Source organism: Spirosoma aerophilum (assembly GCF_054782495.1).
This window is the reverse complement of sequence record NZ_BAAGSJ010000004.1, coordinates 990,550-1,010,231: the sequence shown is the minus strand read 5'-3', so window position 1 is coordinate 1,010,231 and position 19,682 is coordinate 990,550. Positions and strand designations below refer to the sequence as shown.

14 protein-coding genes are annotated in these 19,682 nt (G+C 53.3%); 10 read left to right on the top strand and 4 right to left on the bottom strand.

Annotated elements, in window-relative coordinates:
* The first annotated feature begins 154 nt into the window (after window positions 1-154).
* The 3 genes from ACYVK4_RS06085 to ACYVK4_RS06075 all read left to right on the top strand — a co-directional run bounded on the left by ACYVK4_RS06085 (window position 155) and on the right by ACYVK4_RS06075 (window position 2,954).
* Window positions 155-928 carry a hypothetical protein gene (locus ACYVK4_RS06085; RefSeq protein WP_461126583.1) on the top strand — a complete coding sequence of 258 codons (774 nt, stop codon included), beginning with the start codon at window positions 155-157 and terminating at the stop codon, window positions 926-928.
* A gap of 200 nt (window positions 929-1,128) precedes the next feature.
* Window positions 1,129-1,785: a transposase gene (locus ACYVK4_RS06080; RefSeq protein WP_461126582.1), complete on the top strand. Its 657-nt coding sequence runs from the start codon at window positions 1,129-1,131 to the stop codon at window positions 1,783-1,785.
* A 14-nt stretch (window positions 1,786-1,799) separates the two neighbouring features.
* Window positions 1,800-2,954, top strand: coding sequence for an acyltransferase family protein (locus ACYVK4_RS06075; RefSeq protein ID WP_461126581.1), 1,155 nt, complete (start codon window positions 1,800-1,802; stop codon window positions 2,952-2,954).
* Window positions 2,955-3,055: 101 nt separating this feature from the next.
* Here the strand turns inward: ACYVK4_RS06075 and ACYVK4_RS06070 are convergent, their stop codons facing one another.
* The 4 genes from ACYVK4_RS06070 to nirB form a co-directional block, all read right to left on the bottom strand.
* On the bottom strand, window positions 3,056-3,727 hold the full coding sequence (locus ACYVK4_RS06070; RefSeq protein WP_461126580.1) for a response regulator: 672 nt from the start codon (window positions 3,725-3,727) through the stop codon (window positions 3,056-3,058).
* Between the two features lie 2 nt (window positions 3,728-3,729).
* A complete protein-coding gene (locus tag ACYVK4_RS06065; RefSeq protein ID WP_461126579.1) occupies window positions 3,730-5,214 on the bottom strand; it encodes an ATP-binding protein in 1,485 nt (494 codons plus the stop codon).
* Between the two features lie 18 nt (window positions 5,215-5,232).
* On the bottom strand, window positions 5,233-5,586 hold the full coding sequence (gene nirD, locus ACYVK4_RS06060; protein ID WP_461126578.1) for a nitrite reductase small subunit NirD: 354 nt from the start codon (window positions 5,584-5,586) through the stop codon (window positions 5,233-5,235).
* 141 nt (window positions 5,587-5,727) lie between these two features.
* Window positions 5,728-8,241 (bottom strand): nitrite reductase large subunit NirB, encoded by a 2,514-nt coding sequence (gene nirB, locus ACYVK4_RS06055; RefSeq protein WP_461126577.1) that lies wholly within the window; start codon window positions 8,239-8,241, stop codon window positions 5,728-5,730.
* 280 nt (window positions 8,242-8,521) lie between these two features.
* Here nirB and cobA point away from each other — a divergent pair, with 280 nt between their 5' ends.
* The 7 genes from cobA (at window position 8,522) to ACYVK4_RS06020 (ending at window position 19,679) form a co-directional block, all read left to right on the top strand.
* Window positions 8,522-9,280 (top strand): uroporphyrinogen-III C-methyltransferase, encoded by a 759-nt coding sequence (gene cobA, locus ACYVK4_RS06050; RefSeq protein ID WP_461126576.1) that lies wholly within the window; start codon window positions 8,522-8,524, stop codon window positions 9,278-9,280.
* Window positions 9,281-9,633: 353 nt separating this feature from the next.
* Complete coding sequence (locus ACYVK4_RS06045; RefSeq protein ID WP_461126575.1) at window positions 9,634-11,184, top strand: alginate export family protein; 1,551 nt, start codon at window positions 9,634-9,636, stop codon at window positions 11,182-11,184.
* Window positions 11,185-11,328: 144 nt separating this feature from the next.
* A complete protein-coding gene (locus tag ACYVK4_RS06040) occupies window positions 11,329-12,531 on the top strand; it encodes a CmpA/NrtA family ABC transporter substrate-binding protein (protein ID WP_461126574.1) in 1,203 nt (400 codons plus the stop codon).
* 28 nt (window positions 12,532-12,559) lie between these two features.
* A complete protein-coding gene (gene ntrB / locus ACYVK4_RS06035; protein WP_461126573.1) occupies window positions 12,560-13,342 on the top strand; it encodes a nitrate ABC transporter permease in 783 nt (260 codons plus the stop codon).
* Window positions 13,343-13,529: 187 nt separating this feature from the next.
* Entirely contained in the window at window positions 13,530-14,381 is an 852-nt protein-coding gene (locus tag ACYVK4_RS06030) for an ABC transporter ATP-binding protein (protein ID WP_461126572.1), read from the top strand.
* 157 nt (window positions 14,382-14,538) lie between these two features.
* Window positions 14,539-15,834, top strand: a complete 1,296-nt coding sequence (locus ACYVK4_RS06025; protein WP_461126571.1) for an MFS transporter — start codon at window positions 14,539-14,541, stop codon at window positions 15,832-15,834.
* Window positions 15,835-15,941: 107 nt separating this feature from the next.
* Window positions 15,942-19,679, top strand: a complete 3,738-nt coding sequence (locus ACYVK4_RS06020) for a molybdopterin-dependent oxidoreductase (RefSeq protein WP_461126570.1) — start codon at window positions 15,942-15,944, stop codon at window positions 19,677-19,679.
* The last annotated feature ends 3 nt before the right edge of the window (window positions 19,680-19,682 follow it).

Below are 19,682 nucleotides of genomic sequence, written 5' to 3'. Positions count from 1 at the left end.
CCACTAACGTGCACAAAAAAGACGCTACCGCAGCGGACAACGGTTGTTACCCGGTTATTATTCCCGTTGAATACTTGTTTGTTATGATATAGATTTTGGATATACTTGCATCAATATATAATAGTTGTATTATAGCTTGACGTTTTCTAACTCTATGACCAGACAGAACAAGCAGCGAACGCTTCGGTTATTTGCGCTTCATGAATTCATTCAGGACCACTTTACAAAGTCCGACTGGATCAAGGTAGCGTACCTGACCGATAGCCTTGACTTAATCGAAGATCATCCGCGGTTGTTGCGGAGTCTCGACTTTAAAGACGATGATTATGAGGGTAACAGCTTGCAGGTTCTGTCGAAACTGATTAGCGAGAGTGCGAGCAATCTATATGAGATCGAGCATTTTATCGAAGCAAAAAAAGCCACTATGCATCGGCCGTTGCGCGAAGTGCCCGACTTCATTTCGACGGTTCAAAACCGAGTGCCCGAACGGGTCATTACGTTTGCGCCCGACGTTTTTCGTATTCCTGACAAACCGGTTGAGTCGAACGTATTGTCGGTCATGATGCCATTCGAAAGCCGGTTCTCGGGCACTTATACCGCCATTCGAAACGTGTGCGACCGGCTTAATATTGAGTGCAAGCGGGCCGACGACATCTGGGACAATAGTATTTTGATTCAGGATGTGTTCGATCTGATCTTCACGTCCCGCGCCGTCATTACGGATTTCACCGATCGAAACCCGAATGTCTTTTACGAAACGGGTGTCGCGCATACGTTGGGTAAGCTCGTGATTCCCATTACGCAATCCACAAATGACATTCCGTTCGATCTGCGCCACCACCGCGCCCTAACCTACCTCCCAAATGCCGAAGGGCTGCTGAAGCTGGAAGCTGATCTGGAGAAAAAACTGGTCAAGGTGTTTAGTTAACTGTACCCACGGGTTTCAACCCGTGATTCCGGAGATGTAGTTACCAGAATCGGCGATACAGGGTATTTTGGAAAGGGAATTGGATTTTAAATTGTGATGATAGAATTAGGCGTTTCGTGATCACGGGTTGAAACCCGTGGGTACATCCTTGGTTACTTATTCTTCATATTCCGTCTGAGGCAGGCATAAACGATGGCTTGATGAAGATAGAATACGCGCGTAACCTGCCCCATCTTCAATACGTTGGGGCTACTTTTTTTGTGACGTTCTGCCTGAAGGGCTCACTCCCGGCGGCTGTAGTGCAGGAGCTAATTGCCGAACGAGAGCGAGCCATTAAGCACTTGAAAGAAAAGGGAGAAGGCGGTACGGCAGATGCCGTTTACCGGGAGCACAAACGGTATTTTGCCCGCATCGAACGGACGCTGGATGCGGGGCGATACGGCCACGACTGGCTTAAGAGCCCGGCTGTTGCCGAGGTAGTCGCCCGGCGAATCCGGGAGGCTGATTGGGTTGGGTATGCGCTGCTGGCTTATTGCATTATGCCGAATCATGTACATCTGGTCGTGGATACCGCCATGCAACTGGATACGTTACAACCGGACGAGGAGATTTCATCCACGAATTATCGCCAGTTATACCAGACTCTTAAAGTAATCAAGGGAAGCTCGGCGTTTGAGGCTAATCAGCTGCTGGGTCGTACAGGTGCCTTCTGGCAGCCGGAGAGTTATGATCATTATGTGCGTGATCCCGGTGAATTGAAACGTATTTTGAACTACACTGTACAAAATCCTGTGAAAGCGGGATTGGTAGATGACTGGCAGGACTGGCCTTATACGTATCTTAGCGAACGAGTTTGATTCGGTGGTTCTGTATGGAAGCGAAGGAATATACTTTAGAGGATAAACACGGGTCAAAACCCGTGGGTACATCCCGTTTGCTCTCTCTTGATTTTTTTCGGGGGCTAACGGTAGCCGCTATGATTCTGGTCAATAACCCCGGCGACTGGGGGCATATCTATGCACCCCTCGAACACGCGCCCTGGCATGGCTGGACACCTACCGATCTGATCTTTCCATTCTTCCTGTTTATCGTCGGCGTGTCGATTACGTTTGCGCTGGAGGGTGGAAAGGATAAAAAAGGCGTTGTCGGGAAGATTGTGAAACGAAGCGTGACACTGTTTCTGCTGGGCCTGTTCCTGAATTTCTTTCCCAAGTTCGACATCACGCTCGTGCGTATTCCGGGCGTTTTGCAGCGTATTGCGGTGGTTTATCTCGTCTGCTCACTCATTTTCCTGAAAACAACATCCCGGCAGCAATGGTACATCCTTGTCAGCGTGCTGATCGGGTATTGGCTGCTCATGACGGTGGTGCCGGTGCCGGGTGTCGGCTATGCCAACCTTGAACCGGCTACCAATCTGGCGGCCTGGCTCGATTATACCATTCTGACGCCCGCGCACGTCTACAAACCCGCTAAAACCTGGGACCCTGAGGGGCTATTGAGCACCTTGCCCGCCCTGGGCACCGGTATCATTGGTATGTTGGTGGGAACGTGGTTGCGCAGCAGTCGACCCGCAACCGACAAAGTCGCCTGGCTGTTTGCCATCGGTTGCCTGACCACGCTGGGCGGGTTGGTTTGGGACGGTTTCTTCCCCATCAACAAAGCGCTCTGGACCAGCTCCTATGTGCTGCTGGCCGGTGGGCTGGCTATGCTTGGACTTGCCTTGTGCTACTGGCTGATCGATGTGCAGTACTACCGGCGGGGCGTGTTGCCGTTTGTCGCGTTCGGTGTCAATGCCATCACGGTGTTCTTTTTGTCGGGATTAGTTCCCCGAATTATGAACCTGATTCACGTCACCCAACCCGACGGTACTGAAATCGGGTCGAAGGAATACCTTTATCGAAACTTCATTGCTGCACCGTTCGCCGACCCAAAAAATGCCTCGCTGGCGGGGGCGCTGACCTTCGTGCTGATCTGGTTCGGGATCTTGTGGTGGATGTACCGGAAGAATGTGATTATTAAGGTGTGAAATAGAACACAGGTCTTTATGATTATTAAGATTGATTATGAGTTTCTTTTTAACATCATAATCAATCTTAATAATCATAAAGACCTGTGTTCTATCGTGTTCTACCGTTTCTCCTCCAGCGCCAGTCGTATCAGATCGACGGTATTTTTAACGCCCGCTTTCCGGATGATGCTGGCCCGTTGGTTGGCTACCGTGTTGGGGCTAATCCCAAATTTGTCGGCGATTTCGGGGCTGCTCATGCCATCGATCAGGCAAGTCAGCACCTGGGCCTCGCGGGATGTAATGCGGTTCCAGACCGATTGGGCGACGTTTGTTGTCGATTTTATGGGTTCTCTAAACTGGCCGGTGCTGGGCAGAACCAAACTTCGGATGATGACCGATGAGGCATTGGGAGGGTAGTATAAATCACCGCTAACGACCGTTCGCACGGCCCGTAGAATTTCTTCCAGACCCGTATCCTTTAACAGATAACCGGCGGCTCCGTGCTGTACGGCCTTCACGATATAATCCGGGTTGTTGTGCATGCTGAACATCAGCGTCCGGACGGCCGGGTATTTCTGGGAAATAACTTTCAGCGCTTCGATACCCGACATGCGGGGCATGGTTATATCTAACAGCAGCACATCCGTGTTGATGCTGGCCAGCAGGTCGATGGCTTCGTCTCCGTCGGACGCTTCGCCTACGATCTGGATATCGGTTTCATCTTCCAGCAGCATCCGAATGCCTTTTCTCACTACAGAATGGTCATCGGCAATAAGAATTCGTATCGACATAACTAGTTCAGGTTATCAGATAAGTTGAAACTCACTCGGACCTTCGTTCCTTTTTTGGGCTTCGATGTGATTGTAAATTCCCCGTTCAGCAAACGGGTTCGGGTTCGCATGTTCTGAAGGCCTTTTATAGAAGGTAATGGCTTCTCATCTTTGAGGGGAGCTTTCATGACAAACCCTTTGCCATCATCTTCAACCGTAAGCACCAGCTTTTGCGCATTCTGTTGCAAGATAATTTTAATAGTTTGTGCTTCAGCATATTTCACGGCATTATGCAAGGCTTCCTGTGCAATACGATATAAACCGATCTCCATGGCCGGACTTAGTCGTTTGCCATCTGTGGGGCCACTGAAAACCACCTGCACACCCGTCGACCGGCTGGTTTGTTCGGTTAATAGCTGGAGCGTGGAGCCCAGGCCGAAGTCGCTCAGCGTAGAAGGCATCAGGTTATAAGACACCTGCCGGGTAGTTTGGATGGTGTCGGCAATCAAGTCGCAGAGTTCGGCGAACCGCTGCTTTTGCTTCTCGTCGGTGAACGAAGTCGCCTTCAGTTTCTCGGCGTGTAGCTTCAGGCCGGTGAGCATCTGGCCGATCCCATCGTGAAGTTCGCGCGCAAAGCGCCGTCGTTCTTCTTCCTGCCCTTCCAGCAAAGCCGCCGACCGGATGTTGTCTTCGGCCAGTTGAAGCTGGTATTTTTCTTCGGTGGTTCGGAGAAGGTCCTGCTGGGTTTGAACCAGTTTCTTATTCGAATAGGCCAGATGCTGGTTGGTGGCTTCCAGTTCGTGGTTGGCAATTTCCATGTGGCTGTTTGCTACCTGTAACGCCTTTTCAGACCGCGCTAACCGCCGAATCACGTTTTTGGTATGATTGACGACGGGTCTGAAAATAAATCCGCCTTCAATTAACAGGGTTAGCAGCGTGGCAAACGTCAACAGCCACTCGATCCGCTCAAGGGAGCGAACCCGCTCAAAACTTTCCGTATCTACCTGAAAGACAATGTCGTTCATCTGCTGCAGGTACGGAAATTCATCCCGTAAAATAACTCGAAGGGCTGCCTTTTTAGTTGGCTGGGTTACCTGCGGATCGTTGATCTGCGTAAAGCTCTTGTAGATAGACTGAAAAAATGGCTCTATCCGGGTAAACATACTATCCAGCTGCGCACTCTTCCGAACAGTGTATACCTTCTCCATGTTCAACGTGCCGTTGCGTAACTGAATATGGCTCTGGCTCCAGGAGTTTAATAGGGAATCGAACGAAACAGAGTCGGCAGTAGCCAGGCCTTCGGTGCGTAATAACGCCAGTTTGGTTAGTCGCTGGCTCAGCATCCGCTGCCGCCCGGCTACATTTACCACCCGGCTGTCGTCATAGTGATTGCTGATGGTACGCTTGATAAACAGGAGCCCGCTTAAGGACAATACGGCAATAACCGTAAGGGCTATCATGTAAAACCGGGTTAATCGGCGGGCTACCTGTTCGTCGAGTTGCGTCATAAAACGTTGGAAGGCATTTTATATTCCAATATACACCATATCATCTACTATCTTGATCGGGAACGTCGTAATCTTGTAGGCGTCGTCGTTCAGGCATTCGCCGGATTGCAGCGAGAACGTTTTTTTGTGAAAGGGGCAGGCGACTTTGGGCTCGTCGCCCTGGCTGCCGATCATCCCCCTCGACAGGGCCATTTGCTGCCGATGGGGGCACTCGTTGCTGGTGGCGTACCACTCGCCCCGTCGGGCAAAGTTAAAAATGGCGATCTGATGGCCTCCCAGCAGCACACACGCGCCACCATTTTCAGGAATATGGCTTGTTGGGCAAGCTAGTTGCCAGGTGATTTCCTCTTTATAAATTGTGAGTGTTTCCATTTGATTGATTCGTTTTGTGCTGGCGCGGGTATTTACCCGTGCCTTTACATAAAGCCAGTATTCACTGGCAGTTGAGTGCGTCAGCGAATGCTGACTTCATGAACGGCACGGGTAAATACCCGCGCCAGCAACGCATATTGCCTACGCCCACTCCTTTGCCCGCTTCTGGTCGCGAAGGGCGTCGAACTGAACGGTTGGGTCTTTCTGCTCGGGGGCGTTGACAAAGTGGGCGAAGCGGGCACGCAGGGCCGGGTTTTCGACGGCTTCTTTCCACTCACATTTGAAGGTGTCGACAAGAAGCTGCATTTCGCGTTCCAGTTCGTCGGCAATGTTTAACACATCGTCGACGACTACTGCGCGGAGGTAGTTCATGCCGCCGTCCATCTTGTTGAGCCAGGTGGCGGTGCGGGTGAGCGGGTCGGCCGTTTTGATGTAGAACATCAGGAACCGGTCGATGTAGCGGATGCAGGTTTCCTTGTCTACGTCCGATGCCAATAGCTGGGCGTGCTGGGGTTTGGAGCCGCCGTTGCCGCCTACGTATAAATTCCAGCCTTTCTCCGTGGCAATAATGCCGAAGTCTTTACTCTGAGCTTCGGCACATTCGCGGATACAGCCCGAAACGCCCGACTTCAGCTTGTGCGGAGACCGGATGCCTTTGTAGCGTTCTTCGACCTCGATGGCAAACGACACCGAATCCTGCACGCCGAACCGGCACCAGGTGCTGCCCACGCAGCTTTTTACCGTTCGCAGCGATTTTCCATACGCGTGCCCACTTTCAAAACCAGCGGCTATCAGTTCTTCCCAGATGACGGGTAGATCGCCCACGTGCGCGCCGAACAAGTCAATCCGCTGGCCACCCGTAATCTTGGTGTACAGACCGTATTTCTTAGCCACCTGGCCAATGACGATCAATTTATCGGGCGTGATTTCGCCACCCGGAATGCGGGGCACGACCGAATACGTTCCGCCTTTCTGGATATTTGCCAGAAACCGGTCGTTGGAGTCCTGAATGGTGGCCCGGCCCTGCTCCAGGATATTCTCGTTCCACAAACTGGCGAGTATCGAGGCAACGGCAGGTTTACACACTTCGCAGCCGTCGCCTTTGCCGATGTGATCCAGCACCGTGTCGAAGGTTTTCAGGCTGTTGATCTTTACCAGGTCTAATAGTTCCTGCCGGGTGTAGTCGAAGTGTTCGCAGAGGGTGTTACGGACATAAACGCCTTTTTGCTTCAATACACCCTGAATAATATCTTTCACCATAGGCGTGCAGCCTCCGCAGCCGGTGCAGGCCTTGGTGGCTTTCTTGAGCGCATCGACGGTTGTATGGCCGTTCTCGCCAATTTCGTGGCAGAGCATGGCTTTCGTGATGGCTTCGCAGGAGCAAATGAGGGCATCATCGGGTAAACTCATGACACCGGCTCCTGCTTCCTCGCCACCTCTAGAGCCCAGAATCAGATCTTCGGGGTCGGGGGGGAGGATGGTTTTGTTCTTACAGGTTTGCAGCAGCATATTATACTGTTCCGCATCGCCCACCAGAATGCCGCCCAGCAGCTCTTTGCCATCAGCCGAAATATTGATCCGTTTGTAAACCCCTTTCGCTTTGTTTTCGTAGACGATGGTTTTGCAGTCCGACGCAAATGGATCGCCGAACGAGCCTACATCTGTCCCGATTAGTTTGAGCTTCGTAGACATATCGTAAGGCTTGAAGGCCTTTTCTTCCCCCATCAATCGGGAGGCAACTACCTCGGCCATTTCGTAGCCGGGGGCCACCAGCCCATAAATCATGTGGTGCGCCACGGCACACTCGCCAATGGCGAAGATGGACGGGTCGGAGGTTTGCAGGAAGTTATCGACCAGGATACCGCCACGTGGGTGCGTCTCAATACCCGCGGCTTTGGCCAGTTCATCGCGCGGACGAATACCGGCCGAAATAACCAGCATGTCGACGTCTATACGTGAGCCATCGGCAAACAGCATGCCTGTAATAGCCTCGTCGCCGGTAATCTCCTGCGTGCTTTTCGACAGATGAATGTTCAGGCCGAGCGATTCGAGTTGCCGTTGTAGAACACCCGACCCTGCATCGTCAATTTGACGGGGCATCAGGCGGGGAGCAAACTCGACCACGTGGGCTTCATCCAGACCCAGGTCGAGCAGGGCTTTGGCAGCTTCGAGACCCAGCAAGCCACCACCTAATACGGCACCTTTGCGTGCTTTCCGTGCATACGACTGAATGAGGTCTAGGTCTTCGATGGTCCGATAGACAAAGACGCCGTCTTTCTCGACACCCGCCACCGGCGGCACAAACGCACCGGAGCCAGTGGCTAGTACGAGGTAGTCATAAGGTACTACAACGCCGTGGTGCGACCGAACCTCTTTTCGTTCCCGGTCGATGTTGATGACCGGGTCGGTCAGGTAGAGCGTGATGCCGTTGTCGGCATACCAGCTCTGGGGGGCCAGCGTCAGATCGTCGACGGTTTTGCCATCGAAGTAGGCGCTTAAATGAACCCGATCATACGCTACACGCGGTTCTTCCCCAAAAACCGTCAGTGTAACTAGCTGATCATTTTTTTCTTTGGCTACTAATTTCTCGCAGAACTTGTAGCCCACCATGCCGTTGCCAATGACGACGACACGTCTGTTTTTGTTTGTGTTCATAGTTAATCTTAACTATAACATTGTGAAAACCCCGTTTAATTATTGTATTTATTCAAGAAAATGGCCATTTCCCTCCCCGAAATGACTAGTCAAAAGTAAAAGGTGTTTTTGGTAAATCCTAACGTTTTATTCTGTTACGAGTTGATAATGAAACATATTTTTTTGAATATGGCTTGTTTTTACAAATTTCATCTCTACTTTTGAACCAGAAACAAAAAAGTAGTCGAAATTGCCTATTGATAGTATAATAGTACTATTCCACTATAAACGGTAAAGTCACATGAAGCCAAAGCTTACACTCGTGGGGGCGGGTCCCGGCGACGGCGAATTGATCACCTTGAAAGGGATCAGGGCGCTTCGGCAAGCAGACGTTGTTTTATACGACGATCTTGCCAACGATACTTTACTGGAGTTTGCGCCCGAGCAGGCTCTGAAAATATACGTGGGTAAAAGATCCGGTCAGGCATCCTTCACCCAGGACGAAATCAACGAGTTGATTGTCCGGTTTGCTCAGGAGCACGGCCACGTTGTCCGGCTCAAAGGGGGCGACCCGTATGTGTTCGGACGTGGATTTGAGGAATGTGCCTATGCCCGCCAGTATGCCATTGAGTGCGAGGTGGTACCGGGGGTGTCGAGTAGCATAGCGGTACCGGCCTCGCAGGGTATTCCGGTTACGAGCCGGGGTGTCAGTGAAAGTTTCTGGGTCATTACCGGCACCACGCGCAAAGGCGAACTGTCCGACGATCTGCGGCTGGCGGCTCAATCAAAAGCAACGGTCGTGGTGCTGATGGGTATGCGTAAATTAACGGAGATATGCACGCTGTTTTGCGAGGCCGGACGCGGCCATCTGCCAATGGCAATCGTGCAGAACGGTACGCGCGCTGATGAACAGTGCGTAATTGGTCAGGTCTGGAATATGCCGCAGTTGGCCGAAGAGCAGGGCGTGGGGGCGCCCGCTGTGCTGGTCATCGGCGAAGTGGTGGCGCTGCACCCGTCGTATCTGGCGGAGTCCATGCGAAATTTCTCCATGGCCTACTGATCGATTAGGGCCTTCTGTTTGTAGTTGCTGACTCGATTCCGTCATTCACCGTAACTAAAACTCAAACAGAAGACCATAAAAAAAGCCGATCCGGTGTGGGGGCACCTTTGGATCGGCCAAAACGGGATTTGTCTATGCGAAAAACACAAACGCTTCAAAGAAAATGAAAAAAAGCAGGTAAAGCAAATCGGTCTTATACCACACCTGGTCGCGGCATAGCCCACCAGACCTCTCTGTCCCGTCTTTAGAGCCACCTTTCTCTTCCGCTCTACTCGTCCTTGCCCAATTCGGGCCAAGTCCACTCACTGTTGTCTTCACCGTACATTCTCTACTTAAACTGACTGCTTGCTCTTATGAAAAATATACTGACAAAAGTATCATTAGCCTGTTTTGTGCTATTGGCTATTGAACCGGCTTCGTTCGCGCAGTTCTCCTTGGTTGGGCAGTTGCGCACCCGTACCGAGCTGCGTAATGGCCTGGGTAACCTGGCTCCCAAAGATGCGCCCGCTGCCTTCTTCACATCTCAACGCACCCGCCTGACGTTTGGCTATAAATGGGATCGCGTTCAATTTCAGACATCCATTCAGGATGTTCGCGTGTGGGGACAGGATGCGTCAACGATCAACAACATAGACGGTAACCGCCTGATGGTACACGAAGCCTGGGCCGAAGTGACCCTGGCTAACAGTGCCGATACGACCATCAAATTCAGACCCATTCAGAATCTTTCGCTCAAAATAGGCCGTCAGGAACTGGTTTACGACGATGTTCGCCTGTTGGGTAACCTCGACTGGCTACAGCAGGGACGCCGGTTCGATGCCGCTCTGTTGAAAGGGCAGCACATGGGCTGGGCGCTCGATCTCGGCGTGGGCTTCAATCAGAACACCGATGCCTTCGGTACCGTGGGTGATAATTACACACCGGGCAACGTAGCCCTTTCGGCCTTATCGAACAAAAATGTGTCGCTGACCATTCCGGCTGGCTTTATTCCAACGGCCGGAAAAGGCGGGGCACCTGTCCTAGCCACACCGTTGAGCACAAACGGCCAGAACCAGCAGTTCAAGTCGTTTCAGATGGCTTACCTGACGCGCAAATTCAACCAGACGAAATTCTCGGCCCTGTTCTTTAAAGACGATTTTCAGAAGTACCGCGCTGACTCGCTCGGCAATGCCACGGCGGGTTACGTATATGGGAGACGTTATGACGTGGCCGGCACCAATTCACGCCTGACCTACGGGGCCATGCTAACGGGTCAGTTAGGAAACACCTCCTCGAAATTCGGTAAGGTACAGTGGCAGGCGTTCGCCTATGGACAGAGCGGTAAAGACCGGGATGGCCTGAGCATTAAAGGTGCTTACCACTATGGTGGTAATGTCATGTTTCAGAAAGGGCTGTTGAGCGTTGGCCCCGGCTATGAAGTACTGTCGGGCAACAACGCCACCACCCTTCAGGCGGGCCAGACCAGCCGTTTTGATCCGCTTTACGGTACGCCACACCGGCACTGGGGCTATATGGATTACTTCTACGTAGGGACCGGCTCGCCAGCAGGTGGTTTGCAGGATGCTTTCCTGAAGTTTAAATACGCCAACACCCGCCTAACCACCACCTTCGATATTCACTACTTTGCCCTGGCAGCATCGACATATAATAAAATGGCCGACGCCCCTGTAGGGGCCCTGTTGCCCGCCAAACTGGGCATGGAGTATGACTTCGTGGCGAACTACGCCCTCAACAAGTTCACTAATCTTGAATTCGGCTACTCGGTCATGAATGGCACCAACAGCCTGGAATACTCGAAGCAGGGCACCATGAACGAGAAGAGCCACATTGGTACCTGGTCGTACCTGATGATCAACATTCGCCCGGATTTCTTCTACGCCAAGCCGGTCGCGATCAAGCAGTAATAGAACGCTGATTTTTATGATTTCTAAGAATCATTATGATTTTCTAGGCAGCTTTTAGATCATAGTTTAATCATAAAAATCTGTGTTCTATTAATCTTAAGAATAAGATAATCTACTGATTAACAGAATTTTGATAGATAACAAATGAAAAAGACATACTTATTACTTCTTGCCCTGGTTTCGATAGCATCGGTCACTATGATGATGGCCCTGAAACCGGCTCCGGAACCCATTAAGCTGGGTTTTATTCCACTCACCGACTGCGCTCCGCTGGTGGTTGCCAAAGAGATGGGTTTATTCCAGAAACACGGCGTCGACGTGGTGCTGACCAAAGAAGCGTCTTGGGCCAACATTCGCGATAAAGTGCTGAACGGCGAACTCGATGGTGCCCACTGCCTGTTCTCGATGCCTTTCTCTGTCTATACCGGCGTGGGTGGCAAGGCGGGTTCGGAAATGAAGATTGCGATGGTGCTGAACAACAACGGGCAGGCCATTACACTTTCCAAAGATTTTTGCGGACTGGTCGGTTTCAAGGAAATGGGTAAAGTGGCCGGGGCCGTGAAAGCCGTACAGGGCCGTAAAGAAGTAACGTTCGCCATGACCTTTCCCGGTGGTACGCACGATATGTGGCTTCGCAACTGGTTGTCGGCCGCGGGCGTAAATCAGAAATCGGTGGGCATCATCACCATTCCACCGCCACAAATGGTGGCCAACATGCGGGTCGATAACATGGAAGGCTTTAGCGTAGGCGAGCCCTGGAACAGCGTAGCCGCTTCCCAGAACGTAGGGTTCACCGAGATTGCCTCGCAGGATATCTGGAAACACCATCCCGAAAAAGCCCTGGTCGTAAACAGTCAGTTTTCGACAGCTCGTCGGGAAGATCTCAAGAAAGTAATGGCGGCTGTTCTGGAAGCCTGCCAGTGGCTCGACAACATGGGGAACCGCAAAAAAGCGGCTGCCTGGCTGACGAAGCCATATTACGTGAACGCACCGCTGGCCGCTATCGAATCCCGGCTGCTGGGTTCGAACGACCTGGGTTGTGAACTGGGGGTGCAGAAGTACAAGGATGATTACATGACGTTCTACAACAAGGGCTTTGTGAACATGCCGCGCAAAGCACACGCCATGTGGTTTATGGCCCAGTACATGCGCTTCGGGCTGATCAAAAATGCCCCCGATTACAAAGGCATTGCCGAAAAACTCGTCCTCGACGACCTCTACGCTGAAGTTGCCAAGTCGATGAACATTCCCCTGCCTGGCGATGAGATGAAATCGTTCAAAACGACCTACGATGTGGCTTTCGATCCGAACAACATCGGCGCGTATCTGGCCAGTGCTAAAAAATAGTACGTTCTCACAATCAACTCGTAACACCATGAACCGATTGCTGAATTACCGAACCTACCTACCCGCGCTGTACTTCACGGCCAGCATGGGCATTCTGATCGGCATCTGGGCGCTGATCTCCGTCGTAACCAACAACGACATTCCGACCCCCGGCATGACCTGGGTGGTGTTCAAAGAAATGATCGCTACGCCATTTTACGACTACGGCCCGAACGATAAAGGCATCGGCAACCAGTTGGTAAGCTCGCTGGGCCGCGTATTTACAGGCTTTGCGCTGGGTACGGTGATTGCGGTGCCGCTGGGTCTGATCATGGGTGCCTCGCCGGTGGGGATGCGTTTGCTGAACCCCATCGTGCAAATCCTGCGTCCCGTTTCGCCGTTGGCGTGGTTCCCGCTGGGGCTGCTGGCGTTCAAAGCGGCTGCCGGAGCAACGATCTTCATCATTTTCATCACGAGTTTGTGGCCCACGCTCATTAACACCGCTTTTGGCGTATCGAGCATTCCGCAGGATCATAAGAATGTGGCGACGGCCTTCGGTTTTTCCACCTGGCGGTATGTCCGGCGGGTCGTGATTCCCTACGCGCTGCCGCATATCATTACGGGCCTTCGCCTGAGCATGGGCGTCGCCTGGCTGGTGATCGTTGCGGGCGAAATGCTGTCGGGGGGTATGGGTATCGGTTTCTTCGTCTGGGATAGCTGGAACGCCCTTAGTCTGGAGAAAATCCTCTGCGCCATCCTGATCATCGGCACGGTGGGGCTGCTGCTCGATAAAGGGTTTGATGCTTTACAGAAACAGTTTGCGTATAGCTGATAAAGCTAATCAATCTACCCCACCCCCAACCCCCCCTTGGAAAAAGGGGAGGGGCCAAAAGTCTCCCTTTTGTCCTATTTGGGAAGAGACTATTGGTCACCGTTTTCCCCCTCCCCTTTTTCCAAGGGGAGGGGCCGGGGGTGGGGTAGACTGCTTGCTTCACTAGTGCTTAACCATCTAACGAACCATGAACACGAACATACAATCTACGCTCGTTGATTCGGCCAATGAGTTTCATAAAATTCCCGCTGCCACGAGTATCGACGTGCGCGACGTTACGATTTCCTTCAAGACGCCAAAGGGCGTTTATACGGCCGTAAAAGACATTAACCTGACGGTTGGCAAAGGCGAGATTGTCAGCATCATCGGCCACTCCGGCTGCGGAAAGTCGACCCTGATGAACGCCATTTCGGGCATGGTAAAACCGAGTAAAGGCGAAGTTATTGCCAACGGAAAGGTAGTAAAAGGACCGGGCCCCGATCGGGGTATCGTGTTTCAGAACTACTCGCTGCTGCCCTGGCTGTCGGTTTACAAGAACATTTTCGAAGCGGTGGATTCGGTAATGACCGATAAAACACGGGCCGAGAAAATCACCATCGTTGAAGACAGCCTGAACATGGTGAACCTGTGGGCGCATAAGGACAAACTGCCGGGACAGTTGTCGGGGGGCATGAAACAGCGGGTGGCCATTGCGCGTGCCTTCGCCATCAATCCCAGCATTCTGCTGCTCGACGAGCCGTTCGGTGCGCTGGACGCCCTGACGAAAGGCTCCATGCACATCGAGTTGCTGAAACTCTGGAATCTGGATAACCGCAACAAGACCATCGTGATGGTTACGCACGACATCGAGGAGGCCATCTTCCTCAGCGACCGGGTCATCGTTATGAACAACGGACCCGAAGCGACCATCCGCGAAATTGTCGATGTGCCGCTGGACCGCCCCCGCAACAAGAAAGCCATCGCCCACGACCCCGTGTACATGGACATTCACGACCACCTGCTAAACCTGTTGTTTGATAAATTCTCTATTGAAGATTAATCGTAGCACGGGCTGGCGCGAGCATCAGCTCGTGCCCTTAAATATAGTCAGCATTCGCTGACGCATTTAACCGCCAGTGAATACTGGCTTTATGTAAAGGCACGAGCCGATGCTCGCGCCAGCCCAGCGCAAAACCTCTTACTTACTCAATCAAACCATGCAAACGAACAAACCCCTCGAATCGCTGAACGTATTCAGCTTTAAAGGTGTGCAGATGCGGACCTTCCACATTACGTGGCTCACCTTCTTTGTCTGTTTCTTTGGCTGGTTCGGGCTGGCTCCGCTGATGCCTGCCATCCGGGCTGACCTCAATCTGACCAAACCCGAAGTTGGCAACACCATCATTGCGGCTGTATCGGCTACAATTCTGGCCCGCCTGGTAATCGGTCGTCTGTGCGATACCTGGGGGCCGCGTAAAACGTATACGGCTCTACTCGTATTGGGAGCCTGGCCGGTTATGTTCGTTGGGCTGGCGCATGACTATACCACCTTTCTGCTGTTCCGACTGGCCATTGGCGTCATTGGCGCGTCGTTCGTGATCACGCAGTTTCACACGTCGATGATGTTTGCCCCCAAAATCAAAGGCACGGCCAATGCCGTAGCGGGTGGTTGGGGTAACCTCGGCGGGGGCATCACCCAGTTGGCCATGCCGGTTATTATGGCCACCATCGTTGGTTTCGGCTACACCAAGCCCGAAGCGTGGCGGCTGGCCATGATTGTGCCGGGCGTGATGATGCTCGTGATGGCGTTTATTTATTATCGATTTACAAAAGATACACCGGCTGGGAATTACAGTGATATAGAGAGGTCGGTGGCAACGGGCGAAAAAGTAAGTTTCTGGGCCGCCTGCGCCGATATCCGCGTGTGGGCGCTGGCGCTGGCTTATGCCTGCTGCTTCGGTATGGAGATTACGTTCGATGGTGTGGCGGCCCTTTATTTCTTCGACAATTTCAAGCTGGCCGAGACGGAAGCTGGTTTCTGGGCCATGCTCTTCGGCGGCATGAACATTTTTGCCCGTGCGCTCGGCGGTATTGTGGCCGATAAAGTCGGGAACAAATACGGGATGCGGGGCAAAGGCATTCTGCTGGCCAGTATGCTCGTTCTGGAAGGCATTGGCATCACGCTGTTCGCCCAGGCTGGTAGTCTGCCGTTGGCGATCGTTTCCATGATCACCTTCGCGCTGTTCCTGAAAATGTCGAACGGAGGCACGTACGCCATCGTACCGTTCGTAAACCCCAAAGCGGTAGGCGTTATTTCGGGCGTTGTCGGGGCGGGCGGAAACCTCGGCGGTATGCTGATGGCCTTTCTGTTCAAGTCTCAATCCATCAGCTATGGGCAGGCGTTTCTGTACATCGGCTGCATCGTAGCCGCCGTTGGTCTGCTCTTATTCCTGGTCAATTTCAGCAAAGAGACCATCGCCGAACCCGCCGAAGCGGAATTGCAATTGAACTAAGGGGAGGAGGGGGAGGAAAGGGACGATAGGGAGGAAAGGAAAACCTCGTCACCCTATTTCTCCCTTGTCCCTTTCCTCCCTCTACTCCTTTCCTCCCTCTTAAAATTATGACTCATCAAACGACCTGTTGCTATTGTGGTGTTGGCTGTGGCATTGTCGTCAAACAGGAGCCGACCGGACGATTGACCGTCGAGGGCGATAAGCAGCACCCATCTAATAAGGGGATGCTGTGCTCGAAGGGCATGAATCTGCATTATACCGTCATGGACCAGTCGGACCGGCTGCTGTATCCGCAAATGCGGCTCAACCGCAACATGCCCATGCAACGGGTGAGCTGGGATGCCGCCCTGGAGCGTACAGCCGCTGTGTTCCGGACGTTCATTCAGAAGTACGGTCCCGATTCGGTGGCGTTTTATGTGTCGGGGCAGTGCCTGACGGAAGAATATTACCTGGTCAACAAGCTTATTAAAGGCTTTATTGGCTCGAACAACATCGATACCAACTCCCGGCTTTGCATGAGTTCGGCGGTGGTGGGCTACAAACTGTCGCTGGGCGAGGATTCGGTGCCGGTTTGTTACGACGACATCGAAGAGGCCGATGTATTTCTGGTGCAGGGTGCCAATCCCGCCTGGTGCCACCCCATTCTGTGGCGTCGGATTGAAGCGCACAAGGCGGCTAATCCCAATGTCAAAATCATTTGTGTCGACCCGCGTAAAACGGATACGGCCCGCTCGTCGGATCTGCATTTACCGCTTCGGCCCGGTACCGACATTGTGCTGAACAACGCCATTGGCCGACTGCTGATCGAAAACGGCGACATCGACGTTAACTTTATCACCCACCACGCCGACGGATTTGCGGCTTACAGCGAACAGGTGATGCAGCGAACCGTCGACGAAGCCGCCGAGATTTGTGGGGTTCCGGCCAATGACATTCGGCGGGTGGCCGACTGGATTGGTCGCTCGAAAGGCTTCCTGTCGCTATGGACCATGGGTCTGAACCAGTCGGTGATTGGCGTAAACAAGAATCTGGCGCTGATCAACCTGCACCTGATTACGGGCCGGATCGGTAAACCCGGCAACGGGCCGTTCTCACTCACTGGACAGCCCAACGCCATGGGTGGCCGCGAAACGGGTGGCCTGGCCAACGTGCTGCCCGCCCACCGCGACGTGACCAACGCCACCCACCGCGCCGAAGTCGAAGCCTTTTGGAGCAGCCCGGTTAAAATTGCGGCCAAGCCCGGCCTGACCGCTACGGAAATGTTCGAGGCATTGGCCGACGGCCGCTTAAAAGCCATCTGGATCATCAACACCAATCCGATGGTGAGTATGCCCGATGCGAACGCTGTTGAGAAGGCGTTAAAAAACGCCCGTTTCGTGGTCGTTCAGGACGTATCGAACCAGGCTGATACGGTGCAGTTTGCCGATGTGGTGCTGCCCGCAGCCGCCTGGCTCGAAAAGGAGGGCACCATGACCAACGCTGAACGCCGGATTGCGTACCTCCCCAAAGTCATCGACGCCCCCGGCGAAGCCCTGCCAGATTCCGAAATCATCTGGCGCTTTGCCCAGAAAATGGGCTTTAGTGACGCCTTCCCCTACACCAGCACCTCCGCCGTTTACGACGAATACGCCCAACTTACCGCAGGCACCAACGTCGATATAACCGGCGTAAACTACGCCTTGCTCAAGGAAAAGCGCACGATCCAGTGGCCGTTTAGGAAGGGAGAAGGCAGGAAGGGGGAACGGGACGAAAGGGATGGAAATGGTGGCGGTGGCAAATCTCCCCTCCCCTTTTTTCAAGGTGGTCCGGCATTCCGGGAGGGGCCGGGGTCAGCCTCTTTCGGTACCCAACGTCTTTTCACCGACCACAAATTTTACACACCCAATGGCCGCGCGCAGATCCACGCGGTACCCGACGAAAATACCTCAGAGCCTACCGATGCTGACTTTCCGCTTATCTTAACCACTGGTCGTATCCGCGACCAGTGGCACACCATGACCAAGACGGGCCGTGTGGCTAAACTAAACCAACACAGCCCGCAACCTTTTCTGCAAATTCACCCGGACGATGCCAAAGCCCGACATATTGAAGAAGGCCAATTGGTTGAGGTGCACGGACGCCGGGGTAAGGTTCGGGTGAAAGCACAAGTGACCGACGATGTGCGGCCGGGACTATGTTTTCTTCCCATGCACTGGGGGAAAGTACTGGCCGGAAAATCGGGCGAAAGCAACCTGAACCGGGCTAACAACCTGACCAACGCGCTTGTCGATCCGCGTTCCAAAGAGCCGGACTTTAAGTTCACCGCCGTAGAGGTGGTGCCGTTCAGCAAGCCGGTCGAAAAGATCATCATTATCGGGGCTGGTTCGGCGGGGTTAGGATTCATCAACGCTTACCGTGCGCTGAAGTCAGGGCGGGTAGAAAGCCCAGAAACGCCCGTTAACGACGAACTGCATATTTTCTCGAAGGAAATTTACCCGTTTTATAACCGCGTGTTGCTGCCCGACTACATCAGCGGGGCGCAGTCGTGGGAACAGCTTGTCAAGCTGCGCGAAGATCAGTTCGAAGAGGCCCGTATCATTGTTCACAAGGGCGTTGGCATTGCCCATATCGACCGAAAAGCGAAAGTGGTTGTCGATACCAATGGCGTCGAACATAGCTACGACAAGCTCCTGCTCGGGACAGGCAGCAGTGCGTTCATGCCAAAAGGGATTCCGCGCCTGCCGGGAATTTTCAACATGCGGTCGCGGCTCGATGCTGATTCACTGATGCCGTTCCTGAATCGGCCCGCCGATGGCTCGGAGTCTCATACGGTCATTGTAGGCGGGGGCCTGCTGGGACTGGAACTGGCCGCTTCGCTGCGGCAGATCAATGTTCGGGTGACGGTCATCCAGCGGGTGGGCCGGTTCATGGAACGCCAGCTCGACCCACTCGCCAGTGAACTGCTGTACCTCGAACTCCTCGACCGCGGCATCGACGTGTATTTCAATGAAGAGGTTCAGACCTTTATGGGTACCGATAAAGTGGAAGGTATTCAGCTTAAATCGGGTAAAAAACTCAACTGCCAGGTGGTCGTCATGGCCATCGGCACCGTACCGAATATCGAACTCGCCCGCGAAGCCGGTCTGACCTGCAACCGGGGCGTGGTCGTGAACGATTACCTCCAAACGTCTGACCCTGATATTTTTGCCGCCGGTGAAGTGGCGCAGTGGAACGGGCAGATGTGGGGCATTACCCTGGCCGCCGAGCAGCAGGCCGAAGCAGCCGCCCGTTTCATTGCGGGGGATGTGTCGCAGCCATATAAAGGCAGCCTGTCCATCAGCATCCTGAAAATGGAAGGGCTTCACCTGTGCAGCATGGGCCTGACCGAAGTGCCGCCCAACGCCGGCCGCGAGTACGAAGAGATTGTGTTCATCGACAAATCGAAACGCTATTACAAAAAGTGCATCGTCCAGGGCGACAAGCTCGTCGGGGCGATTCTCGTCGGGGATAAGAACGAGTTCGCCGAGTTTCGCGAACTCATCGCCAACGGCACCGAACTGTCCGAAAAACGTCTCCAGCTCCTGCGGGCCAGCAAACAGGTCGACCCGGTGGAGGGCAAGCTGGTCTGTTCCTGCAACACCGTCGGGCAGGGCAATCTGGAGCGGGCCATCCAGGCCGGTTGTACCGATTTCCAGCAGCTGTGCCAGAAAACCGGCGCGGGTACGGGTTGCGGCTCCTGCCGGCCGGAAGTGCGGAGTATTTTAGAAAAAATGAGCGAAAGAATGAAAGAGCGAAAGAGCGCTATTATCGGATTAGCCCCCCTCGGTTTCTATGCTCTTTCACTCTTTCACTCTTTCACTCTTTAAACC

Bases quoted from the DNA above. Each gene is read 5' to 3' on its own strand.
- ACYVK4_RS06085 (WP_461126583.1), top strand. From the start codon at position 155: ATGACCAGACAGAACAAGCAGCGAACGCTTCGGTTATTTGCGCTTCAT.
- ACYVK4_RS06080 (WP_461126582.1), top strand. From the start codon at position 1,129: ATGAAGATAGAATACGCGCGTAACCTGCCCCATCTTCAATACGTTGGG.
- ACYVK4_RS06075 (WP_461126581.1), top strand. From the start codon at position 1,800: ATGGAAGCGAAGGAATATACTTTAGAGGATAAACACGGGTCAAAACCC.
- ACYVK4_RS06070 (WP_461126580.1), bottom strand. From the start codon at position 3,727: ATGTCGATACGAATTCTTATTGCCGATGACCATTCTGTAGTGAGAAAA.
- ACYVK4_RS06065 (WP_461126579.1), bottom strand. From the start codon at position 5,214: ATGACGCAACTCGACGAACAGGTAGCCCGCCGATTAACCCGGTTTTAC.
- nirD (WP_461126578.1), bottom strand. From the start codon at position 5,586: ATGGAAACACTCACAATTTATAAAGAGGAAATCACCTGGCAACTAGCT.
- nirB (WP_461126577.1), bottom strand. From the start codon at position 8,241: ATGAACACAAACAAAAACAGACGTGTCGTCGTCATTGGCAACGGCATG.
- cobA (WP_461126576.1), top strand. From the start codon at position 8,522: ATGAAGCCAAAGCTTACACTCGTGGGGGCGGGTCCCGGCGACGGCGAA.
- ACYVK4_RS06045 (WP_461126575.1), top strand. From the start codon at position 9,634: ATGAAAAATATACTGACAAAAGTATCATTAGCCTGTTTTGTGCTATTG.
- ACYVK4_RS06040 (WP_461126574.1), top strand. From the start codon at position 11,329: ATGAAAAAGACATACTTATTACTTCTTGCCCTGGTTTCGATAGCATCG.
- ntrB (WP_461126573.1), top strand. From the start codon at position 12,560: ATGAACCGATTGCTGAATTACCGAACCTACCTACCCGCGCTGTACTTC.
- ACYVK4_RS06030 (WP_461126572.1), top strand. From the start codon at position 13,530: ATGAACACGAACATACAATCTACGCTCGTTGATTCGGCCAATGAGTTT.
- ACYVK4_RS06025 (WP_461126571.1), top strand. From the start codon at position 14,539: ATGCAAACGAACAAACCCCTCGAATCGCTGAACGTATTCAGCTTTAAA.
- ACYVK4_RS06020 (WP_461126570.1), top strand. From the start codon at position 15,942: ATGACTCATCAAACGACCTGTTGCTATTGTGGTGTTGGCTGTGGCATT.